Source organism: Alkalispirochaeta americana (assembly GCF_900156105.1).
In the GTDB taxonomy this organism is placed as follows: Bacteria; Spirochaetota; Spirochaetia; order DSM-27196; family Alkalispirochaetaceae; genus Alkalispirochaeta; species Alkalispirochaeta americana.
Genome location: NZ_FTMS01000001.1, coordinates 23,987 through 42,734 on the forward strand (window position 1 = coordinate 23,987; position 18,748 = coordinate 42,734).

The window sequence follows — 18,748 nt, forward strand, 5'->3', positions numbered from 1 at the left end:
CATGGATCAGTATGTAGGAACAGGACGCCGAAAGACGTCAGTTGCCCGGGTGTATTTGCGGCCCGGTTCAGGAAAAGTAACAGTTAATGGCCGTGAAGCGAATGACTACTTTCATCGCGCCGAGAACATGGTTGTCTTCAAGCAGCCTCTGGTGGTCACCGAGAAGGAAAGCTTGTTTGACCTCCTGGTAACGGTTCACGGAGGCGGCGAGAGTGGTCAGGCCGGAGCTATCCGGCACGGTCTTGCCCGGGCTCTGGTCAAATACGACGAGGCTCTGCTGCCAACCCTTCGGGCCAATGGTTTCATGACCCGTGATTCCCGTATGGTGGAGCGCAAGAAGTACGGACAACGCGGTGCGCGCCGTCGCTTCCAGTTCTCCAAGCGTTAAACACTATCCGCCGGACACTCCGGTTGTTATCAAAAGGATACGCCCGCACGCGAACATCGCTGCGGGCGTTTCCGTTTTTGCAGCGCTATCGCTCAATCCCTCCCCATCGGCAGAGCAAAACCGCTCAAAACCCCTGATCCGCCTCATTCGCTTCGATATCGCCCGGGATGTGATCTCCCGACATACCGGTCAGCCGGTGCAGGAAGGGCTCTCCCTTGAGATAGACCTCCTGAGAGACCTCGCTTTCCGAAGTGGCTTCCTCTTTGCCCCCGCTGTTGCCGTGGACCTTCTGGCCCGGCGCGATCACAGCCAGGCGGAACTGCGGCGCAAGCTCTCGGCCCGGGGGTTCAGCCAGGACGCCGTGGAGACGGCGCTGCGCAAAGTCCGGGACGCCTCCTGGCAGAGCGATCTCCGGTTCGCCAGCTCCTGGGTTCGTTCCCGCATGAGCGGCCGGGGTACCAGCAGAAGAGCGCTCCTGGCAGGTCTTGCTTCCCGCGGCGTAGACCGCGAAACAGCCGCAGCGGCCCTGGAAGAGTATGAGGAGGAGAACCCCGAGTGCTTCAGGCGGTCCCTTCAGCTGACATATGAGCGCCTTGCAGGTCAAAACAAAGAAACTATCATTCGAAAGCTTCTCAGAAAAGGATTCGAGGTCGTGGAGATCAATAAAATTGTTCGTTGACATTATTGAGTTTTTTATATTATCATAGTAGGACGATCAGATAGAAAGAGGAAATAACGTATGGCACGAACAAACAAGAAAGAACGTGTATTTTCGGCACACGAGGTGGCGAACATATGCGGAGTGGTCAATCAGACCGCAATCAACTGGATCGACAAGGGACATCTTGAGGCCTACACAACTCCTGGTGGTCAGTACCGCGTCTATGCCGATATCCTGGCAAAGTTTCTCCAGAAGCAGGGAATGCGCCTCCCCGATGAACTCAAGCAGATTCTGGCCGAGCAGGCCCGGATAGAGCAGGTTCTTATTGTTGACGATGATAACGATTTCAACGATCTGGTGAAGCAGTTCCTGGACAAGCGCTACCCCGACTACAAGGTGAACCAGGCCTTCGACGGCTACGATGCGGGCAAGGCAATTTCCGAGTTCAAGCCCGATGTGGTTCTTCTTGACATCAATCTTCCCGGCGTTGACGGTTTCAAGCTCTGTCGCCAGATCAAATCGGACGACAACCTTTCCCGGCCCATAGTAGTCACCATCACCGGTATGGCCGACGACGGGACCCGCGAGCGGGCTCTTGAGGCTGGCGCCGATGCCTTCCTGCAAAAACCGATTGACGTAGAGTCCCTCCCTGCCCTCATCGAGGAGCTTGCCGAAAATCGGGCTACCCGCCGAGCCTAGGGGGAAACCATGGCAGGGGATGCCCGAGTTCTGCTGGTAGAAGACGATGACACGCTTCGTTTGGACCTTCGGGATTATCTCCAGCAGAGGGGCTACCGTGTGCTGGTCGCTTCCGACGGTGTCGGGGCGATCAAGCATCTCCTGGATGAGGAAGTCGATCTGGTGGTCACGGATTATCGAATGGCCACCTTCGGGGGAGAGTACTGGATTCGGTTCCTTCAGACCTTCTGCCCCACACACCCCGTTCTTGTCACCAGCGCCTTCCTGAAACACGGCACGGCGGTTCCCTTTCCGATGGTACCCAAACCCTATGCTTTCGCCGATCTTGAACAGCATATTTCGGAGATCCTCGCTGCGGCACTTCCTGCCGAAGAGGAATCCTCCCGATGAGGCCCGCATGAACGGCGATGCCACAACTCACGAAGCCTTTGAGGCGGTGGTCCGGGGCCGGGTGCAGGGAGTGGGCTTTCGCTACAGCACCCGTCGGGTTGCGCTCCGCCAGGGCCTGGTGGGGTGGGTCATGAACAATTCCGACGGCTCTGTCCAGGTCTACGCCGAAGGGCCGCCGGAGGCGCTGCAGAAGCTGGAATCCTTCCTCCGGGAGGGGCCTCCTGCAGGAGTTGTCACGGCCTGTTCTATTGTTTCGCGACCGCTTCCTGCGGGAAGGTTCACCACATTTTCTATTCGGCATGGCTAGGAGCAGATTTGTGAGGCCTCTTTTCACCGCCCTGGTGGTGGTGCTTCTGGGAACAGTGCAAGCCCATGGGCAGGATTGGCAACTTGCTCCTGCCTACGGAGACCGGCAACTCTCGGCGGGTTTTCTCCCGGATCCACACCTTGTCCGTGTCGTTGCGGGGGGCGATGTCGATCTCTCGCAGGTGGGGTATCAGGGGTTCATTTCCGAAGCTCCCGACTTTGATCTCTGGTACAAGGCGGGCGATGAAGGGCTCACCATAACCGTGGAGAACGCTTCGGGGGGCACGGTGCTTCTGGTGAACGACCCCCGGGGTCACTGGCATTTCAGGAGCAGCTCCGGAGGTTCCCCCCCGCTGATACGCTTCCCGACCCCTCCCGAGGGGCTCTACAACATCTGGGTTGGTTCCCTCAGGCGGGGCACGTATCCCTCGGCCTCGCTGGTTATCACAGAGTTCTATCCCTATCCCCGCTGATCCGCCCTGATTCCTGCCCTGCCTCGAGTCTGTCGCCTCCAGGCTTCTCCCGGGTTCCCTTGGGTTCCCCCGGGTTCCCCGGGGATAGCGTTAATGCCAAAAAAAAGAGCACGGAACGTGTGTTCCGTGCTCCCTGGTTCAGACAAAGCTCCTTCAGTCGCCCCGGTGGTCCTTAGCGCTTGATGGAGTTGAAGGCCTTCATGCCGGGGTACTCGGCGGTACGATCCAGCATCTCCTCGATCCGCATGAGCTGGTTGTATTTTGCCAGTCTGTCGCTGCGGGAGAGGGAACCTGTCTTGATCTGTCCTGTCTCCAGGGCCACCACGAGATCAGCGATGAAGCTGTCCTCGGTCTCGCCGCTTCGGTGGCTCACCACAGCGGTATATCCGGCGCGCTTGGCCATATCCACAGCCTCGAAGGTCTCCGTGAGAGTTCCGATCTGGTTCACCTTGATCAGAATACTGTTGGCGATGCCCTTCTCGATTCCCATGCTCAGGCGCTTGGTGTTGGTCACAAAGAGGTCGTCACCAACCAGCTGTACCCGGTCTCCGATCTTGTCGGTGAGGATCTTCCAGCCTTCCCAGTCGTTCTCGTCCAGACCATCCTCGAGAGAGATGATGGGGTACTTGCTTGCCCAGTCGGCCCAGTAGTCGGCCATCTCGGCGCTGGAAAGCTCGCGGCCGTCGCTCTTCTTGAAGACGTACTTCTTCTTGGCTGCATCGTAGAACTCGCTCGCTGCGGGGTCCAGGGCGATCATGATGTCCTCGCCGGGGACGTAGCCTGCTGCCTCGATCGCCTTGAGGATGACCTGAACGGCCTCTTCGTTGCTCTTGAGGTTCGGCGCAAACCCGCCCTCGTCGCCAACGGCAGTGCTGTAGCCTGCGTCGTGGAGGATTTTCTTGAGGTTGTGGAAAACCTCGGTGATCATGCGGACACCGTTGCGGAGGCTGTCGGCGCCAACGGGCATAACCATGAACTCCTGGAAGTCCACGGAGTTATCGGCGTGGGAACCGCCGTTGATGATATTTGCCATGGGAACGGGAAGAACCGTGGAGTGGTAGGCACCCAGGTACTTGAAGAGGGGAAGTCCCAGGTGATCGGCGGCAGCACGGGCCACGGCCATGGAGACACCGAGGATCGCGTTCGCACCCAGCCGTGCCTTGTTGTCGGTACCGTCCAGCTCGATCATGGTGCGGTCAACCTCGACCTGATCCAGCGCGTCCAGACCCTCAACCTCTTCGGCAATCTCGCCGTTCACGTTCTCGATCGCCTTCAGAACACCCTTGCCCATGAAGCGGCTCTTGTCACCGTCGCGAAGCTCCACTGCTTCGTGCTCACCCGTGGAGGCTCCCGAAGGTACCGCGGCGCGGCCCATGGATCCGTCTTCCAGGTATACGTCCACCTCAATGGTCGGGTTTCCCCGGGAGTCGAGAATCTCGCGGGCTTCTACTGTTTCTATCATGCTCATAGGTCTCTCCTGATTTTTTGTGTGTTCCCAAGACTATGGAGAGGTCCGGCGGTTCGTGTCAAGGTTAAAACCGGAAGAGGTGCTATTCGCCATCCCGGGGGCGATGTAATGGTTGCTCCAAGGCCATCATTGGCCTACAATTTTCGGACATGCTGTATTCAAGGCAATTTACAAAAACAGTTCTCTCCGTCCCCAAGGATGTTCGCACGTCGGGGTATCGATATCTCCTTCAGGCCGGGTACATCCGTTCTCTGGGGCCGGGGCTCTTTTCCTACACTCCTTTGGGAATGAGGGTCCTCCGGAACCTGCAGGGAATAGTCCAGGAAGAGATGGAACGCCTGGGAGGTCAGGAGGTTCTGACACCACTGGTGAACCCCCGGGATATCTGGGTTTCCAGCGGGCGCGACAGTCTTATCGAGCAGGAGATGGTGCGGTTCAACGACAGGAGCGGACGGCGTCTGGTTCTTGCCCCCACCCACGAGGAGGCCATGGTCGAGCTTGTCCGGCAGGGCCTCCGCAGCTATCGGGATCTGCCGATCTTCCTCTATCAGTTCCAGACCAAGTTTCGTGACGAGTCACGGCTTCGCAACGGACTGGTGCGGACTCGAGAGTTTCTCATGAAAGACGCCTATTCCTTCCATCGGAGCTTTGCCGATCTGAATGGATTTTTCCCCAAGGTCCATGCCGCCTACCAGCGCATCTTTTCGCGCTGCCAGGTGCCGGTGATCGCTGCCCAGGCCGGGGTCGGCTATATGGGGGGCGAGCGAAGCTACGAGTTTCTTATGCCCTGCGACAGCGGCGATGACGATCTGGTCCAATGCGATTCCTGCGGCTACGCGGCAAACGGTGATGTGGCCTGCGGTGATGTAGATAACGTCCAGAATCCGCCGCTGCCCATGGAGCCCGTGGGCCCCCCCGAGGGCAAGACGGTACGCACCCTGAACGGGATGCGTCAGGCCCGGGATATCCCCCGGGACCGACTGGCAAAGGCGATGCTCTACAGAACCAGCCATGGCTTGGTCATGGCCGTTATCCGGGGTGATCACCAGGTGAGCCAGGAGAAGCTGAACCAGGTGATAGCTGAACCGATTCTGGGTCCCGCCGATGGTAAGGATCTGGCCGGGATTAACCTCTCGGGGCCCTGGCTTTCGCCGCTGGATCTGCCCGACGAGGCTCAGGAGGCTCTTTCCATCGTGGTGGACGAGAATCTTGCGGCAGGATGCAACCTCTTTGCGGGGTCCAACAGGCCCGGTGAGTGTTACCGCAATGTGAACTTCGGCCGCGATTTCGGAGCCGATCACGTGGCAGACATTATCCGCATTCCCGAGGGGGCCCAGTGCCGGCATTGCCTGGACGGGGTGCTGCGCAGGGTGCGGGCCGTGGAGTTGGGGAACATTTTCCGACTCGGCACCTACTACACCGCGGCGATGAATCTCTCCGTTCGCGATGAACGGGGCCGACAGATTCACCCTCACATGGGGTGCTACGGCATCGGTATGGGACGGCTCATGTCGGCGATCGTCGAGGCAAATCACGACGACCGGGGAATTATCTGGCCTTCCGAGGTGGCTCCCTTCTCGGTCTATCTCATGTCTATCGGAAAATCTCTCTCCGTGCGGCGGCTCGCTCAGGAGTTGTATCAGGAACTCCAGGAGATCACTCTCTACGACGACCGCTACGAGTCGATCAGCCACAAGTTGAAGGATGCGGACCTTCTCGGGATACCCATTCGGGTGGTAATATCCCGGGAGTCCGTCACGGACGGGGTAATAGAGGTGGCTCGTCGCTCCGGCACCGAACCCTTGCGGGTTCCCCGGGAGGAGCTTGTTGCCACTGTGAGGTCCCTGCTATCGGAGGAGTCTCGTGTTTGAACTGACCGACGAACTGGTCCGGCAGATTATCTTTGCCATGGAAAATCAGAATATCCACTATATGCTGGATACGGAACTGGGAGTTTTGGTTCGGGAGGAGCTGGTCCCTCCCGAAGAGCGCCCTCCCCAGGAGGAATCTCCCGAGGAGGAACAGCTTCTGGAACCTTCGCGACGCTACCAGCCCCTTCCCGGTTGGACCAGTGCCGACGGGTTCTATCTCATGGAGCGGTTTCTCGGCGAACTCCACAATCCCGTGGCCCGAAACGCGCTTCAGGAGATTCTTCTCAGCGGAAAACGGGTCTTCCGCCGGTTCAAGGACACGATCCGGGAATACCCCGAGGTGGAAAAGCGCTACTACCGCTTCAAATTTGTGGAGATGCGCCGCTACGTTCGGGAGTGGTATTCCCGTCTCATGGAACTTGCCGGTCTGGATACCCGGGAACTGGAGGCTGATCAGGATCTGGACGATCTGGTCCTGACCGATATCTCCCTGGTTTCATTGGACCAGGCTACGCGGCAGGAGTTGTCACGGCTGTTCTGTTCTCTGGACCAGGAGGCCTTCACCGAAGCCTATCCCGACCTGCCAGAGGATCTGCGCTTCTACCTCCAACGCAACCGGTTCGGATCTTTTTCGGGCGACCCCGGATGCGAAAAAAGCAGGATCTTCGGAGCCTTTACTCCCCAGGAAACACTCTGCGGATTCTTGTGGCTCTTCAGGGAGGCCCTGGAAGGAGATGATATTGTCTGGGAGATCCATCAGCTCTACGTGTATCCCGAGCACCGGGGGCTGGGGGTTGCCTCGTCGCTGCTGGACTGCGCGATAGACCAGGCCAGGGCCGAGGGGGTCTCGCACCTGATCTCGCGCCTTCCCGGCACGGCCACGCCCCAGAAGGCGTTGTTGCGCCGGGTTGAGGGAGAACCCCTTCGGCGGGACCATCTTGTTCCGCTCGCCCCCTGATTGCTATTGGGGGGAGAGATCGATGCTTGTGGGCTGAACACCCTTCTCGGCCAACCCCTTGAGCGCGACCTGGCGGGTCTGCTCGGCCTGAAGGTGGAGCCTCTCAAACTCTTTTTCGATAGCGCCGGTGACGGCCCGCTTCGCTTCGTCGCCCCCCTCGGGGAAATTCTGGCGGGCCTTGGCACGGAACTCCTTCGTGCTGGTTACGGGGCTCACGTTGTAGACCATCACGTCCGTGCCGGGGGTATCCTGCTCCATTGTTCCCGAGGGATTCACCCGCAAGGTGTTGCCTGCGATCCCCACCATCACCATGTGGTCAAACCCTTTGATATAGGAGTCGGTTTCCAGGAGGATCTGCTTTGTTTCGGGTTGTCCCGGGCGGTAGCGCGTTCCCCCAGGAAAGAGCAGCACCATATGGCCGGAGTTCTTGAGGCGGATCATCTCCCTCAGGGCGCTTCGGTTGATGCTGCGGCTCCAGGCCCGGGCGTCGTCGTATTCCGGTGTTCCCTCCAGGGCAGCCAGGGATCGGGCCGGATAGATCACGATTCTCGTGTAGGCCTCGGTAAAGGCCAGGACGAAGCGGCTTTCTTCGTTGAGTTTTGCCCCTGCCATGGCCACGATTGAGTCCAGGACCTCCTGGCCCTGATCGTAGTTCTGGGCAAGATAAAAAAAGCAGGGTATGTCAAAATTACTGTAATGTTCCAGAAGGAGAATGCAGGACTCGCCCTTTTGGGCATGGTGAAAGAGCTCCTGCAGGTGCTCGTAGCCGGTTATCCGGCTCCCGGGAAGAACCAGTTTGGAGATGATCTTTTCCACCAGAACACGGTTGGGTATGTTTGCCGGCTGAAAGACGCACTCCGGGTTTACCGTTTGCTGTTGCCGCGAGTTGCGGATCAGCTGCTCTGTAATCTGCTTGAACTGCTCGTCAATATGAATCATTGTTACTCCCACCCTCGATTAAATGTTTCAATCGTAACTACCAAATACAGTAGACCCGGCCCCTGCCTGTTGTCAACGCGCTTCTGCCGCGAGGGCTGGTTAGTTCCGGCGGGAGCGTGCGGGGACCGTCACCGAGGACACCAGGGTGCCGTGCTGTCGGTCCCGGGCGTAGTTGCGGTGAAAGGGGTCCAGCACACGTTCGCCGTCCACCAGGAAATAGTAATAATGCTGACCCGGGGGCAGGGGAATGCGGACGGAGTAGAAGGCCGGATCCTCCGGATCCCGCCGCAGGGGGTGACGAAAAGGGTCCCAACCGGAAAAGCTTCCCATCAGGGTTATCCGTGGTTCGTGAAAAGACGAGGCGCTCACCTGTCTCTGCGTTACTGTCTGGAGCGTCGGGGAGATTCGCTGATCAAAGGAGAAGCGGAAGGTCACCGTTCCGTCGGAGTGGAACCGGGGTGATTCCTCACGATAGAGGGGTTGCTCCGGCAGGGAGATCAGTCCCAGGGTAACGCCCCGTGGATCGGTCCGTTTGCCCGGGGCGTGGGGATCTGTGATCCATACCCCGTCGACAATGAGTCGGTATTCCAGCGTTTCCTGGCCCCGGGAGTAGGGGTAGGCCAGGTAAAAGAGATCGGAGCGGTCCTGGCGAGCCCGGGCCGTGAAGGTATGCTTCTGTTCGAAGTTTTCGTGGGCGAAGGCGATGGCCACGTGGCGGGCGTAGCTCTTTTGCTCGTAGGTAAAGATGACAAAATCGTCCAGCACCCGGGGAGGACCTGCCTCGGTGATGCCGGCAACGCGAAGAAAGGAATCAATCGAGAGCAGCTGTTGTTCCCTCGCAACGACGGTTCCGCCGGCAGAGCCCCCCCAGGGAGTTCCCGCCCAGGGAAAAAGAAGAAGAAACAAGGCAAACGAAAAAGCTTTCATGTGTTACTCTCTATCGGTATCTTCCTGGTCCCGCTTGATGAAGCCCGGGTGAAAATCCCTGCTTGAAAATCAGGAAGAATGCGCCGAAAAGGTATCCAGGAACTATGCCGTCAATTGAGCGAATCGAAGAGTTTCATGCATCTCTTGCACAGTTAGGCAACGAACCGGAGATCGCTGCGAACCGGGGCGAGATAATCGAGCCACCGGTTCCGCCCAAGTCTGCCCTGGACGATGATGATCTGTCGAGCCTTCTGGGCGACGCCTCGGAAGACAGTGAATCCTTTGCCCGCAATCAGGCCGAACGGTCACAAGAGGAAGAGCTTCAGGATACGTCGGCTCTTCTGGCCGATCTGGATACGCTCTTTGATGACGGGAATGGTACTGACGATGGTGCCCCTGACGGGAAAGGCCCTGATCCAGGCGACAGAACCGACGACAGCGATGCCGGGGCCGATGACGATCCCTTTGCAGCTGTGGACTTTGGCGACGACGATATCCCGGGACCTCCTGATTTTTCTTTTGACCCCGACGAGTCTTTCGATTCAGAAGGGGCTTTTGATTCGGAAGATGCCTTCGATCTTGAAGAGGCCTTCGCATCCGAAGACGCTCCTGATCCTGTGGCCGATGATGAGGAATCGCTTTTTGGTGAGGATGATTCTCCAGGCGATGATTTCTTTGGTACCGACGAACCCGGCGACGATCCCCTTGGAGAAATCGAAGACCTCGATTCCCTGGAAGATGCCGATGGGCCGGGCGACTTCGATTCCCCGGATGACTTTGGTACCGACGAACCCGGCGACGATCCCCTTGGAGAGATTGAAGACCTCGATTCCCTGGACGATGCCGATGGGCCGGGCGACTTCGATTCCCTGGATGACTTTGAAGCCCCGGACGACTTCGATTCCCCGGAAGACCTGGACTCCCTGGAAGACCTGGACGAACTCGATGAGACCGAGGAGCTGGATCCGGAGCTGGAAGCGCTCTCCCAGGCCGCTCTGGGAGCTGACCTCCCGGCCGGGGAGGGAGATGATCCCTTCGCCGATCTCCAGGATTTCCAGGTGGGAGATTCCTTTGACGACGGCTTTGGCTCCCAGGTGGATGCCGAGTTTGGTGATCTGCTGGATTCGGATAGCGCCGAAGGCGAGACAGATGACCCACAGGCCGCTGGTCCGGAGATGGACCCTGACGAGCTGAGCGATGATCCCTTCGCCGATGACGATGACCCCTTCGATCTCCCCTCGGTGGATGACGACCTGAGCAGTCTCTCCGACGAGGGCTTCAGTCTGGGAGATTTCGGTGAAGAGTTTGATATCGACGAAGATTCGATCGATGAGTTCGCCGGTCTCGAGGTGGATGAGGATGTCCTGGACGACGACGGAGAGGACCTGGAGGCGGCTCCCTCGGCCCTGAAAGACCGCCAGTTTTCTGACCAGGAGTTTTCGGCAATCCAGAAGACCCTGAACTCCCTCCCCTTGAATGTTCGGATTGCCGCAGAGGAGGCGATCGGTTCCGGCAAGGGAGCTGCCCAGGCCGTGGAAGCTCTCCTGAAGGGGCTGATCCAGGGGGAGAGCCCTTCGGTTCTGGCTGAACGAGTTTCAGACATAACGGGAAAACCCCTTGTTGTCCCCAAGGGCTACCAGAAGCTCACCGGGGCAGCCTTTGATGCCTACCGGCGATCGGTCCGCTATCGTCTTGTCCACGTGGTGCTTCCCCTGGTGCGGGTGGCGGCCCTGGCTACCGTGGCAGCCCTTATCCTGGGGTTTTTCGTGCACCGCTTTGTCTACCGGCCGATCCACGCGGGAATGCTCTACCGCCAGGGCTACGCCCACGGCCAGGAGGATCGCTTCCACCGGGCAAATGAGACCTTCCAGCGCGCCTGGGAACTGCGTCCCCGACGAATCTGGTTTCTCCGCTACGCCCGGCTCTACGCAGAAAAACGCCAGTACGATCTGGCTGTGGAAAAGTACGACCAGCTTGTTTTCGGCATGGATGCGCAGGATCGGGATTTCCTACGGGGCATGGCCGCCCGGGGCCTCCTGGCCGAGGTGGTGACGGTGGATTCCCGGGGACGGGGGAAGACCGTCTACGATTTCCTTCGGGTGGATCGCGAGGCGATTCTCGAGCATGGTCTGCTTCAATCGGAGGTCCTGGCGAATTACGAACGAGCCGACCAGCTCTATGAGATTTTGCTCTACGGCGATGAGTTTGATTACGATGGCTTGATGGGCCGTGGAGATAACGCCCTGCGCTGGGCCCGGGAAGATTCAAGCCAGTACGAACGGGCTCGCCTGGCCTACGCTGATCTTTTGGCTCGCTATGGCGACATCGATCCCGTTCTCATGCGGTTTCTGCGGTATTTTGTTCGGACCGATAACCTGGAACGAACCCGTGAACTGGTTCACCTCTTTGAGGTTCAGTCTCCCCGGACCGAGGTGGATCCCCGAATCTACGCCGAAGCGGCAGGCTATCTTCTGGACAAGGGAATCCGCGCCGATGTCCGGTCCATGCTTGTGCGGGCCATGGGGGTGGAGCGGGAGACTCCGGAAATCCATTATCACATGGCTCGCTACGCCCGGGAGATGCAGGCTCCCCTGGAGGAACGCCGCGCCCTGGATAACGCCCGCATGACCTTTGCGGCCGCTGAACCACTCTCGCGAGAGCGATTGCGCCAGCAAATTGATACCGATATCCGAAGCGCCGAGTACTGGTTTGTCCGGGATGAGCTGCTCAAAACTGTATCCGATTCTGATGCCGCCCTGGAGCGCTATCAGGAGGCACTCTCGGCAGGGCTCCTGGCCCCCGATCGGGAGCTGGCACGGGTTTTTGCAGTGCGGGCCGATGTGGAATATTACGCTTCGGGAGATTTTGAGCGCGCCCTGCGTCTCTACGATCGCGCTGCTTCCCAGGGGTATCGGCCCGACGAGGTTGAGTTTAAACGGGGGTTTATCAACTACGAGTTTGGCCGCTTCGATCGGGCCATGGAACAGTTTCTCGCGATTGGCTCGGGTAACGCCCTGGAGGGAGGCGATAACGTTCTCTTCGCCCGGGGAAACACCCTCTTTCAGCGCGGTAACTACGTTGCTGCCGAGGCAACCTATCGCAGTCTCATGGGTCGGCTCCTGATGCGTCGCGACCGGATCCAGACGCTCCTGGTGGAGGAAGATTCAGCCCACCGGGGCCTTGTGGAGTATCTCTACCGGGTCAAGAATAACCTGGGCGTCACCCTCCATCGCCAGACTGAACGGAGTCTCTCCTCGGAGAACCTCCAGGCCGAGGCGCTGGTATTCCTTCAGCAGTCGGCGGAGATCGCCGAGAACTACCTTCGGGATCGCGATACGGGGGAACGGGCTCTTGCCCGAAATCTGGCGTACCTCAACGTTCGGGAAATCCTGAACCCCACTCGGGACTACCGGCCCCAGATTTTTCAGCGCTTGCCCCGGGATATGGAACAGGTGCTCTTTTAGCGGGGCACCAGGGGCAGGGTCTGTTCTTCCGTGAGGGTGAAGGCCGTTCGTTTTTCGTAGTACGAGGCCTCGTTGATGAAAACCGGCCTCAGCCCTCCCGGTCCCTGGTACGGGATGGTGTTCCCCTGAAAATCAAGAAAAAGCGGATCTCCCGGGGCAAGGATCGAGAAATCCCTGCCCTGGAAGTCGGGGTGAATCATGGCGGTGATGGCTCCCCGGTGATCGCGGGGATAATCCTGGTCTCCCGTGAACCGGTAGACCAGGAGTGTCTCGGGGATTTCCAGGGGGGTGTCCCGGTTCCAGGAGTCCACGGTTTTCACCAGGCTGTTCACGATGCGTTCGTTCATGATCTGGGTATCCCCCCGGACAAGGCCTTGCGGTATCGGGCCAATCTCCACCTCGATTCCCGAAGTGGTGATCTCGGCAAGGTAGGGGTAGTCTCCGGGGTGGTGTGACGCCGCCGGGCCGCCTCCGCCGGGCGCCCCGGCTCCGGCGGAAGTATCCCGCAGGGCCTTGCCGCCCGGTGCCGCGAAGTAGCTCAAGACCCGTAGCTGCGGTAGCTCTGCCTGAACCGCCGCTGCCAGAAGGCGGGCAAAGAGATCTTCCTCGTTGATAATCACCGTAGGCCCCAGATCGGCCGTGGTGGTGTGAAGATCAATGAGCAACTGGCAGGCAGGATCGGACCCGCCCTTGGGGCCAAAGCGCTGATTCAGGACACCCGCCCTTTGTCGCTCGTAATCGGGCCAGTCCTGGCAGGAAAGATCCTCTGTGGCAAAACAGCGGTTCAGATCGAAATCAACGTAACGCCGATTCAGGTGGACCGCTTTGGGGTTTGCGATCACCGGGGTGAGCTGGAAGGTCTCGGGCTGCTGTGGCCGGGGAAGCAGATCCGGAGAAGGCTCCCGGTCAGGTTCTTCGCCCTGACGCCGTCGCACGCAGGTAACCCCCGTACGTTCGTTTCCGTGAGTTCCTCCGCAGAGGACTGCGGAATGAACGATGAAGGAAGAGAGAAGAGGGTGTTCGGAGCGTCTCATGGTATATGATTCTGGCTCAACTTCGGCTCAATGACAACTCATTTCTTTGTGTGATTTCTTTTGCACTGCAATAAAGAATTATTCATTTTTAATAGTGCATTAAATTACGATTTATCGTGAAAACAGTTGCAAAAACACCGCTCTGCCCGATATAATCGCGCCACACAAGAGTCGATCCCGATCGGGGAAATCTATGGATATAAAAGAATGGGGCTGTCGCGAGGTATCGCGACAGGGAGTTGTGGCGGCTGTACAAGACACCGTCGCCGATGTCGAGATTCTTCAGCGCAGCGCCTGCGCCGGATGCCACGTGAAAGTCCTCTGTGCTGCCGGAGAGTCGGCAGTGAAGACGGTCCAGGTTGCTCACCAGGGGAATTTGCGTCCGGGCATGACCGTCAGGGTCTCTCTGGAAGAACGCATCGGCTGGATCGGTGTGGCTGTGGGGTTTGTGCTCCCCCTGGTTCTGGTGGTGACGGTCCTCTTTTCCCTGAGCCGGGTCGTGCCCCGGGAGGAGCTGGCGGGACTGGTTGCAGTGGCCTCGCTGGTTCCGTATTACGCTCTTGTCTATGCGTTTCGTGGGTTTTTTGCCCGGATCGTTCATTTTCGGGTTTCCGAGGTGGACACCGGGACGGAGGAGCAGCGAGGTGGTGCTCCATTCCATATCGTGCGGAAGGAAGGTACGTCGTGAGCCAGATGATTCTCTTTTCGGTACTTACTCTTGGTGCCGTGGCCGCGCTCTTTGCCACAATCTTATACGTGATCTCGCGTGTGTTTGCTGTGGAGGAAGACCCGCGGGTGGCGGAGGTAGCCGAGATGCTGCCTGGGGTGAACTGTGGAGCCTGCGGATTTCCCGGGTGTCCCGGTATGGCGGAAGCGCTGGTGGCGGCTGCCGACACGGGCGATATTTCTCACATGACCTGTCCCCCCGGGGGTGCAGAGACGATGAGCAGGATCGGGAGCTATTTCGGGCTCGAGGTCGGGGCTGTAAAGGCCAGCGTTGCCGTTCTTCGCTGTGGCGGAACCCGTGAGTGTGCGCCGCCCAAGACCGCCTACGATGGTCCCCGTAGTTGCGTTATCGCCCACAGTACCTTTTCCGGTGAAAGCGGGTGTCCCTTCGGGTGTCTGGGCTACGGGGATTGCGATGTGGTCTGTCCCTTCGATGCAATCACCATGAACGCCGAGACAGGATTGCCCGAGGTTGATCAGGAGCTATGCACCAGTTGCGGAGCCTGCGTGAAGGCCTGCCCCCGTTCGCTTTTTCAGATTCGGCCTGTGGGACGCCGGGATCGGCGGGTCTGGATCAACTGCCGCAACCGGGAGCCTGCACTGGTGGCAAAGAAGAACTGCTCCGTGGCGTGTATCGGGTGCGGCAAGTGCAAGAAAGTTTGTGACACCGTGGTTCAGGCGATCACTGTGGAAAACAGCCTGGCCTTCATCGATTCCGACAAGTGCATTGCCTGCGGAAAGTGTGTTGCGGTGTGTCCCACCAAGGCGATCGCTGCAACCTTTGATCCTCCCAAACCCAAGCCCAAGAAAGCAGAGACGGAGCCCTCCTCCACCTGATGGCGGGGGCTGTGCAATTAAGGAGCAAACATGTCCAGAGTCAAGACCTTTTCCGTCGGCGGGGTTCACCCTCCGGCGAACAAGCTGACCGGCCACATGGCGATTGCGGAGCTTCCCCCTCCGGCCACGGTGATGATTCCTGTGAGTCAGCACATCGGCAAACCCGCAGAAATTGTGGTGGAGCGCGGGGCTCAGGTTCGGGTAGGAACCGTCCTCGCCAAGGCCAGCGGATTTATTTCAGCAGCGATTCACTCCTCGGTTTCGGGGAAGGTGAAAAAGATCGACACCGTGATCGATGCCCAGGGACACCGCCGCGATGCGGTGATCATCACCGTTGAGGGCGACGAGTGGGATGAAGCGGTGGATACCTCGCCGGAGCTGGTGGAAGAGATATCCATGGATCGGGGAGCGATCGTCTCCCGAATCAGCGAAGCCGGGATCGTCGGAGCTGGCGGGGCTACCTTCCCCACGGCGGTGAAGTTCTCCATTCCCGAGGGCCGCACCGTGGATACGCTGCTCATCAACGGCGTAGAGTGCGAACCCTACCTCACGGCTGATCACCGGATGATGCTGGAGCAGGCCGACGAGCTTATCGTCGGGATCCGTCTGCTCATGCAGGCATCGGGAGCAGCCCGGACGATCATCGGGATCGAGGTGAACAAACCTGACGCGATCGAGCTGCTTGAGAAACGACTCAAGGAGAAGGCCTCGGCGGGGAAGATCCCCGAAGGCTTTGTCTCGGTGGTGGCCTTGAAGGAACAGTACCCCCAGGGTGGAGAAAAGCAGCTCATCGAAGCAACCACGGGCCGGGAAGTTCCCAGCGGAAAGCTCCCTCTGGACGTGAACTGCGTGGTGAGCAACGTGGGAACGGCCATTGCCGTGTACCAGGCGGTACAGAAGAACCGTCCCTTTATTGATCGCGTGGTCACCGTTACCGGCAAGGAGCTGGTAGCCCGTGGCGGCGGAGGCAATTTCCGGGTCCGTCTGGGAACCCCCCTGCGGGACCTGGTGGCCGCAGCCGGTGGGGTCCCCGAGGGAACGGGCAAGATCGTGATGGGCGGACCCATGACGGGACGGGCCGTGACAAGCCTGGATGTGCCCATCACCAAAGGATCGGGGGGGCTCATCATGCTCCCGGAAGCGGAGGCTCGCCGCTTTGCGGTGTGCGCCTGCATCCGTTGTTCCCGGTGCGTTACAGCCTGCCCCATGGGCCTTGAGCCCTATCTGCTGGAGAAGCTGGTCCAGCGGGAGCGCTTTGAAGAAGCCGAGCAGGAAGGAATCATGGATTGTATTGAATGCGGTAGTTGCAACTTTGATTGCCCCTCCAACCGGCCCATCCTGGACTGGATGCGCCTGGGGAAAGCAAAAGTGGGCGAGTTGCGGCGTGCACGAGTGAGGGGGAACCAGTGAGTACGCAGGTTACAGACCCGAAGGGGCTGGTGGTTGCGCTTCCGCCCCATGAGCGGGCAAACCAGTCGGTGGCACGGATCATGTGGACCGTAGCCCTGGCACTGGTGCCGACAACGCTGGCGGGAGTGTGGTTTTACGGAATCCGGGCGGTGATTGTTACCGCCGTGGCTGTTCTTGCGTCGGTAGCCGTGGAGCACCTGATTGTGCGCTACGTCTTCAAGTGGGAGACCACCACCGTTACCGATGGTTCTGCCGTGGTCACGGGGCTGCTTCTGGCCTTCAACGTTCCTGCCAGCCTTCCCTTGTGGCAGATGGTGATCGGCGCTGTGGTGGCGATTGGTATCGGCAAGATGGCCTTCGGCGGGATTGGCAACAATCCTTTTAACCCCGCTCTGGTGGGCCGGGCCTTCCTGCTCATCAGTTTCCCCGTGGAGATGAACACCTGGCCCGTTCCGGGAGCGGCTCGTCTGAGCCTCGATCTCTCGGCTGTCACGGGGGCAACCCCCCTGGGGCTGGTGAAAGACCCCGGTGCGGCGGGGCTCTCCGGTGTGGATCTGCCCTCATATCTGGATCTCTTTATCGGGAATATCGGGGGATGTATCGGTGAGGCCAGCGCGCTGGCGGTTATTCTGGGTGGCCTCTTTCTGGTCTGGCGGGGCTACGTGCCCTGGCAGATGCCCCTGGTTTTCCTTGGAGGCCTCTCCCTGGTAACGGGGATCGCCTGGGTTGTTGATCCCGGTGTCTACATCGACCCCCTCTATCACGTCCTGGCCGGCGGGGCCATGCTGGGGGCCTGGTTCATGGTTACCGATATGACGACCTCGCCCATGTCGCTCACAGGGCGGATCATTTTTGCCGCTTCGGCGGGGGTCCTCACGGGAGTCATCCGCCTTTTCGGCGGCTTTCCCGAGGGTGTAAGTTACTCGATCCTCATCATGAATGCCCTGGTGCCGGTGATCGACCGCCACGTGAAGCCCCGGAAGTTCGGGTACGGAGGTGAGAAATGAAAAAACTCGAGTCAACGCTTCCGAACATGTTTATTGTTCTTACCCTGATCGCCCTGGTGTCGGCCTCGGCCCTGGCGGTGACCAATTTCAAGACTGCTCCCATTCTGGAAGAGCTGGCGCGGCAACGCCGGATCCAGGCGGTTGCCCAGGTTGTGCCCGCCTTTGACAATATCCCCACGGAGGAGTCCTTCTTCTCTGCTGAAAATCCGCAGATCGAGATTTTTCCTGCCACCCGGGAGGGAGAATCCGTAGGGTACGCCGTGCAGTCCCTCTCGACAAACGCCTATTCCGGTTCAATCGAGCTGATGGTGGGCTTTGACCGGGAAGGAGCCGTGACGGGGCTGAGCATTCTCCGGCATCAGGAGACTCCCGGCCTGGGGGCACGGATTACCGAAGAAGAGTTTCGCTCCCGCTTTGTGGGGCTGCGCCCCGCCGAGCAGCCCGTGGCGGTAGTGAACGATGGCGGTACGGTGGACGCCATAACGGCGGCCACCATCAGTAGCCGCGCCGTGGCTGAGGCTGTTCAGCGCGGCTGGAAGGCCCTTGAGGGAGGTGCCCAATGAGCGATATCAACATGAAGAAGGAGTTTCTCAAGGGCTTCCTCAAGGAAAACCCCGTCTTTGTTCTGCTTCTGGGAATGTGCCCCACCCTGGGAGTCACCTCCAGCGCCATGAACGGCCTGGGCATGGGGCTTGCAACCACGGCAGTTCTCCTGGGGAGCAACGTCGTGGTCGCTCTGGTGAAGAACCTCATTCCCGACAAAGTGCGTATTCCGGCTTTTATCGTGGTTATTGCCAGCTTTGTCACCATAATTGACCTGACGATGGCTGCCTTTCTGCCGCCGCTTCACGAGCAGCTGGGGCTCTTTATCCCCCTGATCGTGGTGAACTGCGTTATTCTGGGGCGGGCCGAGGCCTTTGCGAGCAAAAACGGTCTGGTCGCCTCGGTGGTGGACGCCCTGGGTATGGGCTTTGGTTTCACCTTCGCCCTGACCCTTCTGGGGGCGGTTCGGGAAATGCTGGGAGCAGGGGCTCTCTTCGGACTTCCCCTGCCGTTCCTGAGCGATAACCCGATTCTTCTCTTTGTGATGCCTCCCGGGGCGTTTCTGGCACTGGGATTTCTGATTGCTGCCGTGGAAGCGGTGCGGAAAAAAGCCGCCGCCCTGTCGGCGGGCAAGGCCTAGGGGGATA

The 18,748-nt window shown here is 59.4% G+C and carries 19 protein-coding genes; 15 read left to right on the top strand and 4 right to left on the bottom strand.

The window, feature by feature from the left end; all coding sequences use genetic code 11:
• The first annotated feature begins 1 nt into the window (after position 1).
• From rpsI to BW950_RS00100, 6 genes are read left to right on the top strand one after another with little or no spacing between them, the layout of a single operon-like run.
• A complete protein-coding gene (gene rpsI / locus BW950_RS00075) occupies positions 2-388 on the top strand; it encodes a 30S ribosomal protein S9 (RefSeq protein ID WP_076487261.1) in 387 nt (128 codons plus the stop codon).
• Positions 354-1,067: a regulatory protein RecX gene (locus tag BW950_RS00080; RefSeq protein WP_076487262.1), complete on the top strand. Its 714-nt coding sequence runs from the start codon at positions 354-356 to the stop codon at positions 1,065-1,067. Before rpsI ends, BW950_RS00080 begins: the two co-directional genes overlap by 35 nt.
• 60 nt (positions 1,068-1,127) lie before the next feature.
• The gene (locus BW950_RS00085) at positions 1,128-1,748 is read left to right on the top strand and encodes a response regulator (RefSeq protein WP_076487263.1); all 621 of its coding nucleotides are present in this window, start codon (positions 1,128-1,130) and stop codon (positions 1,746-1,748) included.
• Positions 1,749-1,757: 9 nt separating this feature from the next.
• Positions 1,758-2,138 (top strand): response regulator, encoded by a 381-nt coding sequence (locus tag BW950_RS00090; protein WP_076487264.1) that lies wholly within the window; start codon positions 1,758-1,760, stop codon positions 2,136-2,138.
• Between the two features lie 7 nt (positions 2,139-2,145).
• Entirely contained in the window at positions 2,146-2,445 is a 300-nt protein-coding gene (locus tag BW950_RS00095) for an acylphosphatase (protein ID WP_076487265.1), read from the top strand.
• Between the two features lie 10 nt (positions 2,446-2,455).
• On the top strand, positions 2,456-2,917 hold the full coding sequence (locus tag BW950_RS00100; RefSeq protein ID WP_083943594.1) for a PPC domain-containing protein: 462 nt from the start codon (positions 2,456-2,458) through the stop codon (positions 2,915-2,917).
• A 172-nt stretch (positions 2,918-3,089) separates the two neighbouring features.
• Here BW950_RS00100 and eno read toward each other — a convergent pair whose 3' ends face one another.
• Positions 3,090-4,385, bottom strand: a complete 1,296-nt coding sequence (eno, locus tag BW950_RS00105; RefSeq protein ID WP_076487267.1) for a phosphopyruvate hydratase — start codon at positions 4,383-4,385, stop codon at positions 3,090-3,092.
• A gap of 149 nt (positions 4,386-4,534) precedes the next feature.
• Here eno and proS point away from each other — a divergent pair, with 149 nt between their 5' ends.
• The gene (gene proS / locus BW950_RS00110) at positions 4,535-6,256 is read left to right on the top strand and encodes a proline--tRNA ligase (protein WP_076487268.1); all 1,722 of its coding nucleotides are present in this window, start codon (positions 4,535-4,537) and stop codon (positions 6,254-6,256) included.
• Entirely contained in the window at positions 6,249-7,214 is a 966-nt protein-coding gene (locus BW950_RS00115) for a GNAT family N-acetyltransferase (protein WP_076487269.1), read from the top strand. Before proS ends, BW950_RS00115 begins: the two co-directional genes overlap by 8 nt.
• 3 nt (positions 7,215-7,217) lie before the next feature.
• Here BW950_RS00115 and BW950_RS00120 read toward each other — a convergent pair whose 3' ends face one another.
• Both BW950_RS00120 and BW950_RS00125 read right to left on the bottom strand, forming a co-directional pair.
• Positions 7,218-8,153 (bottom strand): lysophospholipid acyltransferase family protein, encoded by a 936-nt coding sequence (locus BW950_RS00120; RefSeq protein ID WP_076487270.1) that lies wholly within the window; start codon positions 8,151-8,153, stop codon positions 7,218-7,220.
• A 99-nt stretch (positions 8,154-8,252) separates the two neighbouring features.
• The gene (locus BW950_RS00125) at positions 8,253-9,080 is read right to left on the bottom strand and encodes an early set domain-containing protein (protein WP_076487271.1); all 828 of its coding nucleotides are present in this window, start codon (positions 9,078-9,080) and stop codon (positions 8,253-8,255) included.
• Between the two features lie 104 nt (positions 9,081-9,184).
• Between BW950_RS00125 and flcA the strand changes: the two genes are divergently transcribed.
• A complete protein-coding gene (flcA, locus tag BW950_RS00130) occupies positions 9,185-12,544 on the top strand; it encodes a periplasmic flagellar collar protein FlcA (protein ID WP_076487272.1) in 3,360 nt (1,119 codons plus the stop codon).
• Here the strand turns inward: flcA and BW950_RS00135 are convergent.
• Positions 12,541-13,578, bottom strand: coding sequence for a succinylglutamate desuccinylase/aspartoacylase domain-containing protein (locus BW950_RS00135; RefSeq protein ID WP_076487273.1), 1,038 nt, complete (start codon positions 13,576-13,578; stop codon positions 12,541-12,543). The two genes, flcA and BW950_RS00135, sit on opposite strands and share 4 nt — an antisense overlap.
• 193 nt (positions 13,579-13,771) lie before the next feature.
• Here BW950_RS00135 and BW950_RS00140 point away from each other — a divergent pair, with 193 nt between their 5' ends.
• From BW950_RS00140 to rsxE, 6 genes are read left to right on the top strand one after another with little or no spacing between them, the layout of a single operon-like run.
• Positions 13,772-14,266 carry a SoxR reducing system RseC family protein gene (locus BW950_RS00140; RefSeq protein WP_076487274.1) on the top strand — a complete coding sequence of 165 codons (495 nt, stop codon included), beginning with the start codon at positions 13,772-13,774 and terminating at the stop codon, positions 14,264-14,266.
• 5 nt (positions 14,267-14,271) lie between these two features.
• Positions 14,272-15,141, top strand: coding sequence for an RnfABCDGE type electron transport complex subunit B (locus tag BW950_RS00145; RefSeq protein WP_076487540.1), 870 nt, complete (start codon positions 14,272-14,274; stop codon positions 15,139-15,141).
• Between the two features lie 30 nt (positions 15,142-15,171).
• Entirely contained in the window at positions 15,172-16,551 is a 1,380-nt protein-coding gene (gene rsxC / locus BW950_RS00150) for an electron transport complex subunit RsxC (protein ID WP_076487275.1), read from the top strand.
• The gene (locus BW950_RS00155; RefSeq protein WP_076487276.1) at positions 16,548-17,558 is read left to right on the top strand and encodes an RnfABCDGE type electron transport complex subunit D; all 1,011 of its coding nucleotides are present in this window, start codon (positions 16,548-16,550) and stop codon (positions 17,556-17,558) included. Before rsxC ends, BW950_RS00155 begins: the two co-directional genes overlap by 4 nt.
• Complete coding sequence (locus tag BW950_RS00160) at positions 17,555-18,121, top strand: RnfABCDGE type electron transport complex subunit G (RefSeq protein ID WP_076487277.1); 567 nt, start codon at positions 17,555-17,557, stop codon at positions 18,119-18,121. Before BW950_RS00155 ends, BW950_RS00160 begins: the two co-directional genes overlap by 4 nt.
• Complete coding sequence (gene rsxE / locus BW950_RS00165; RefSeq protein ID WP_234968985.1) at positions 18,118-18,741, top strand: electron transport complex subunit RsxE; 624 nt, start codon at positions 18,118-18,120, stop codon at positions 18,739-18,741. The genes BW950_RS00160 and rsxE overlap by 4 nt, the downstream gene beginning before the upstream one ends.
• Positions 18,742-18,748 lie beyond the last annotated feature (7 nt).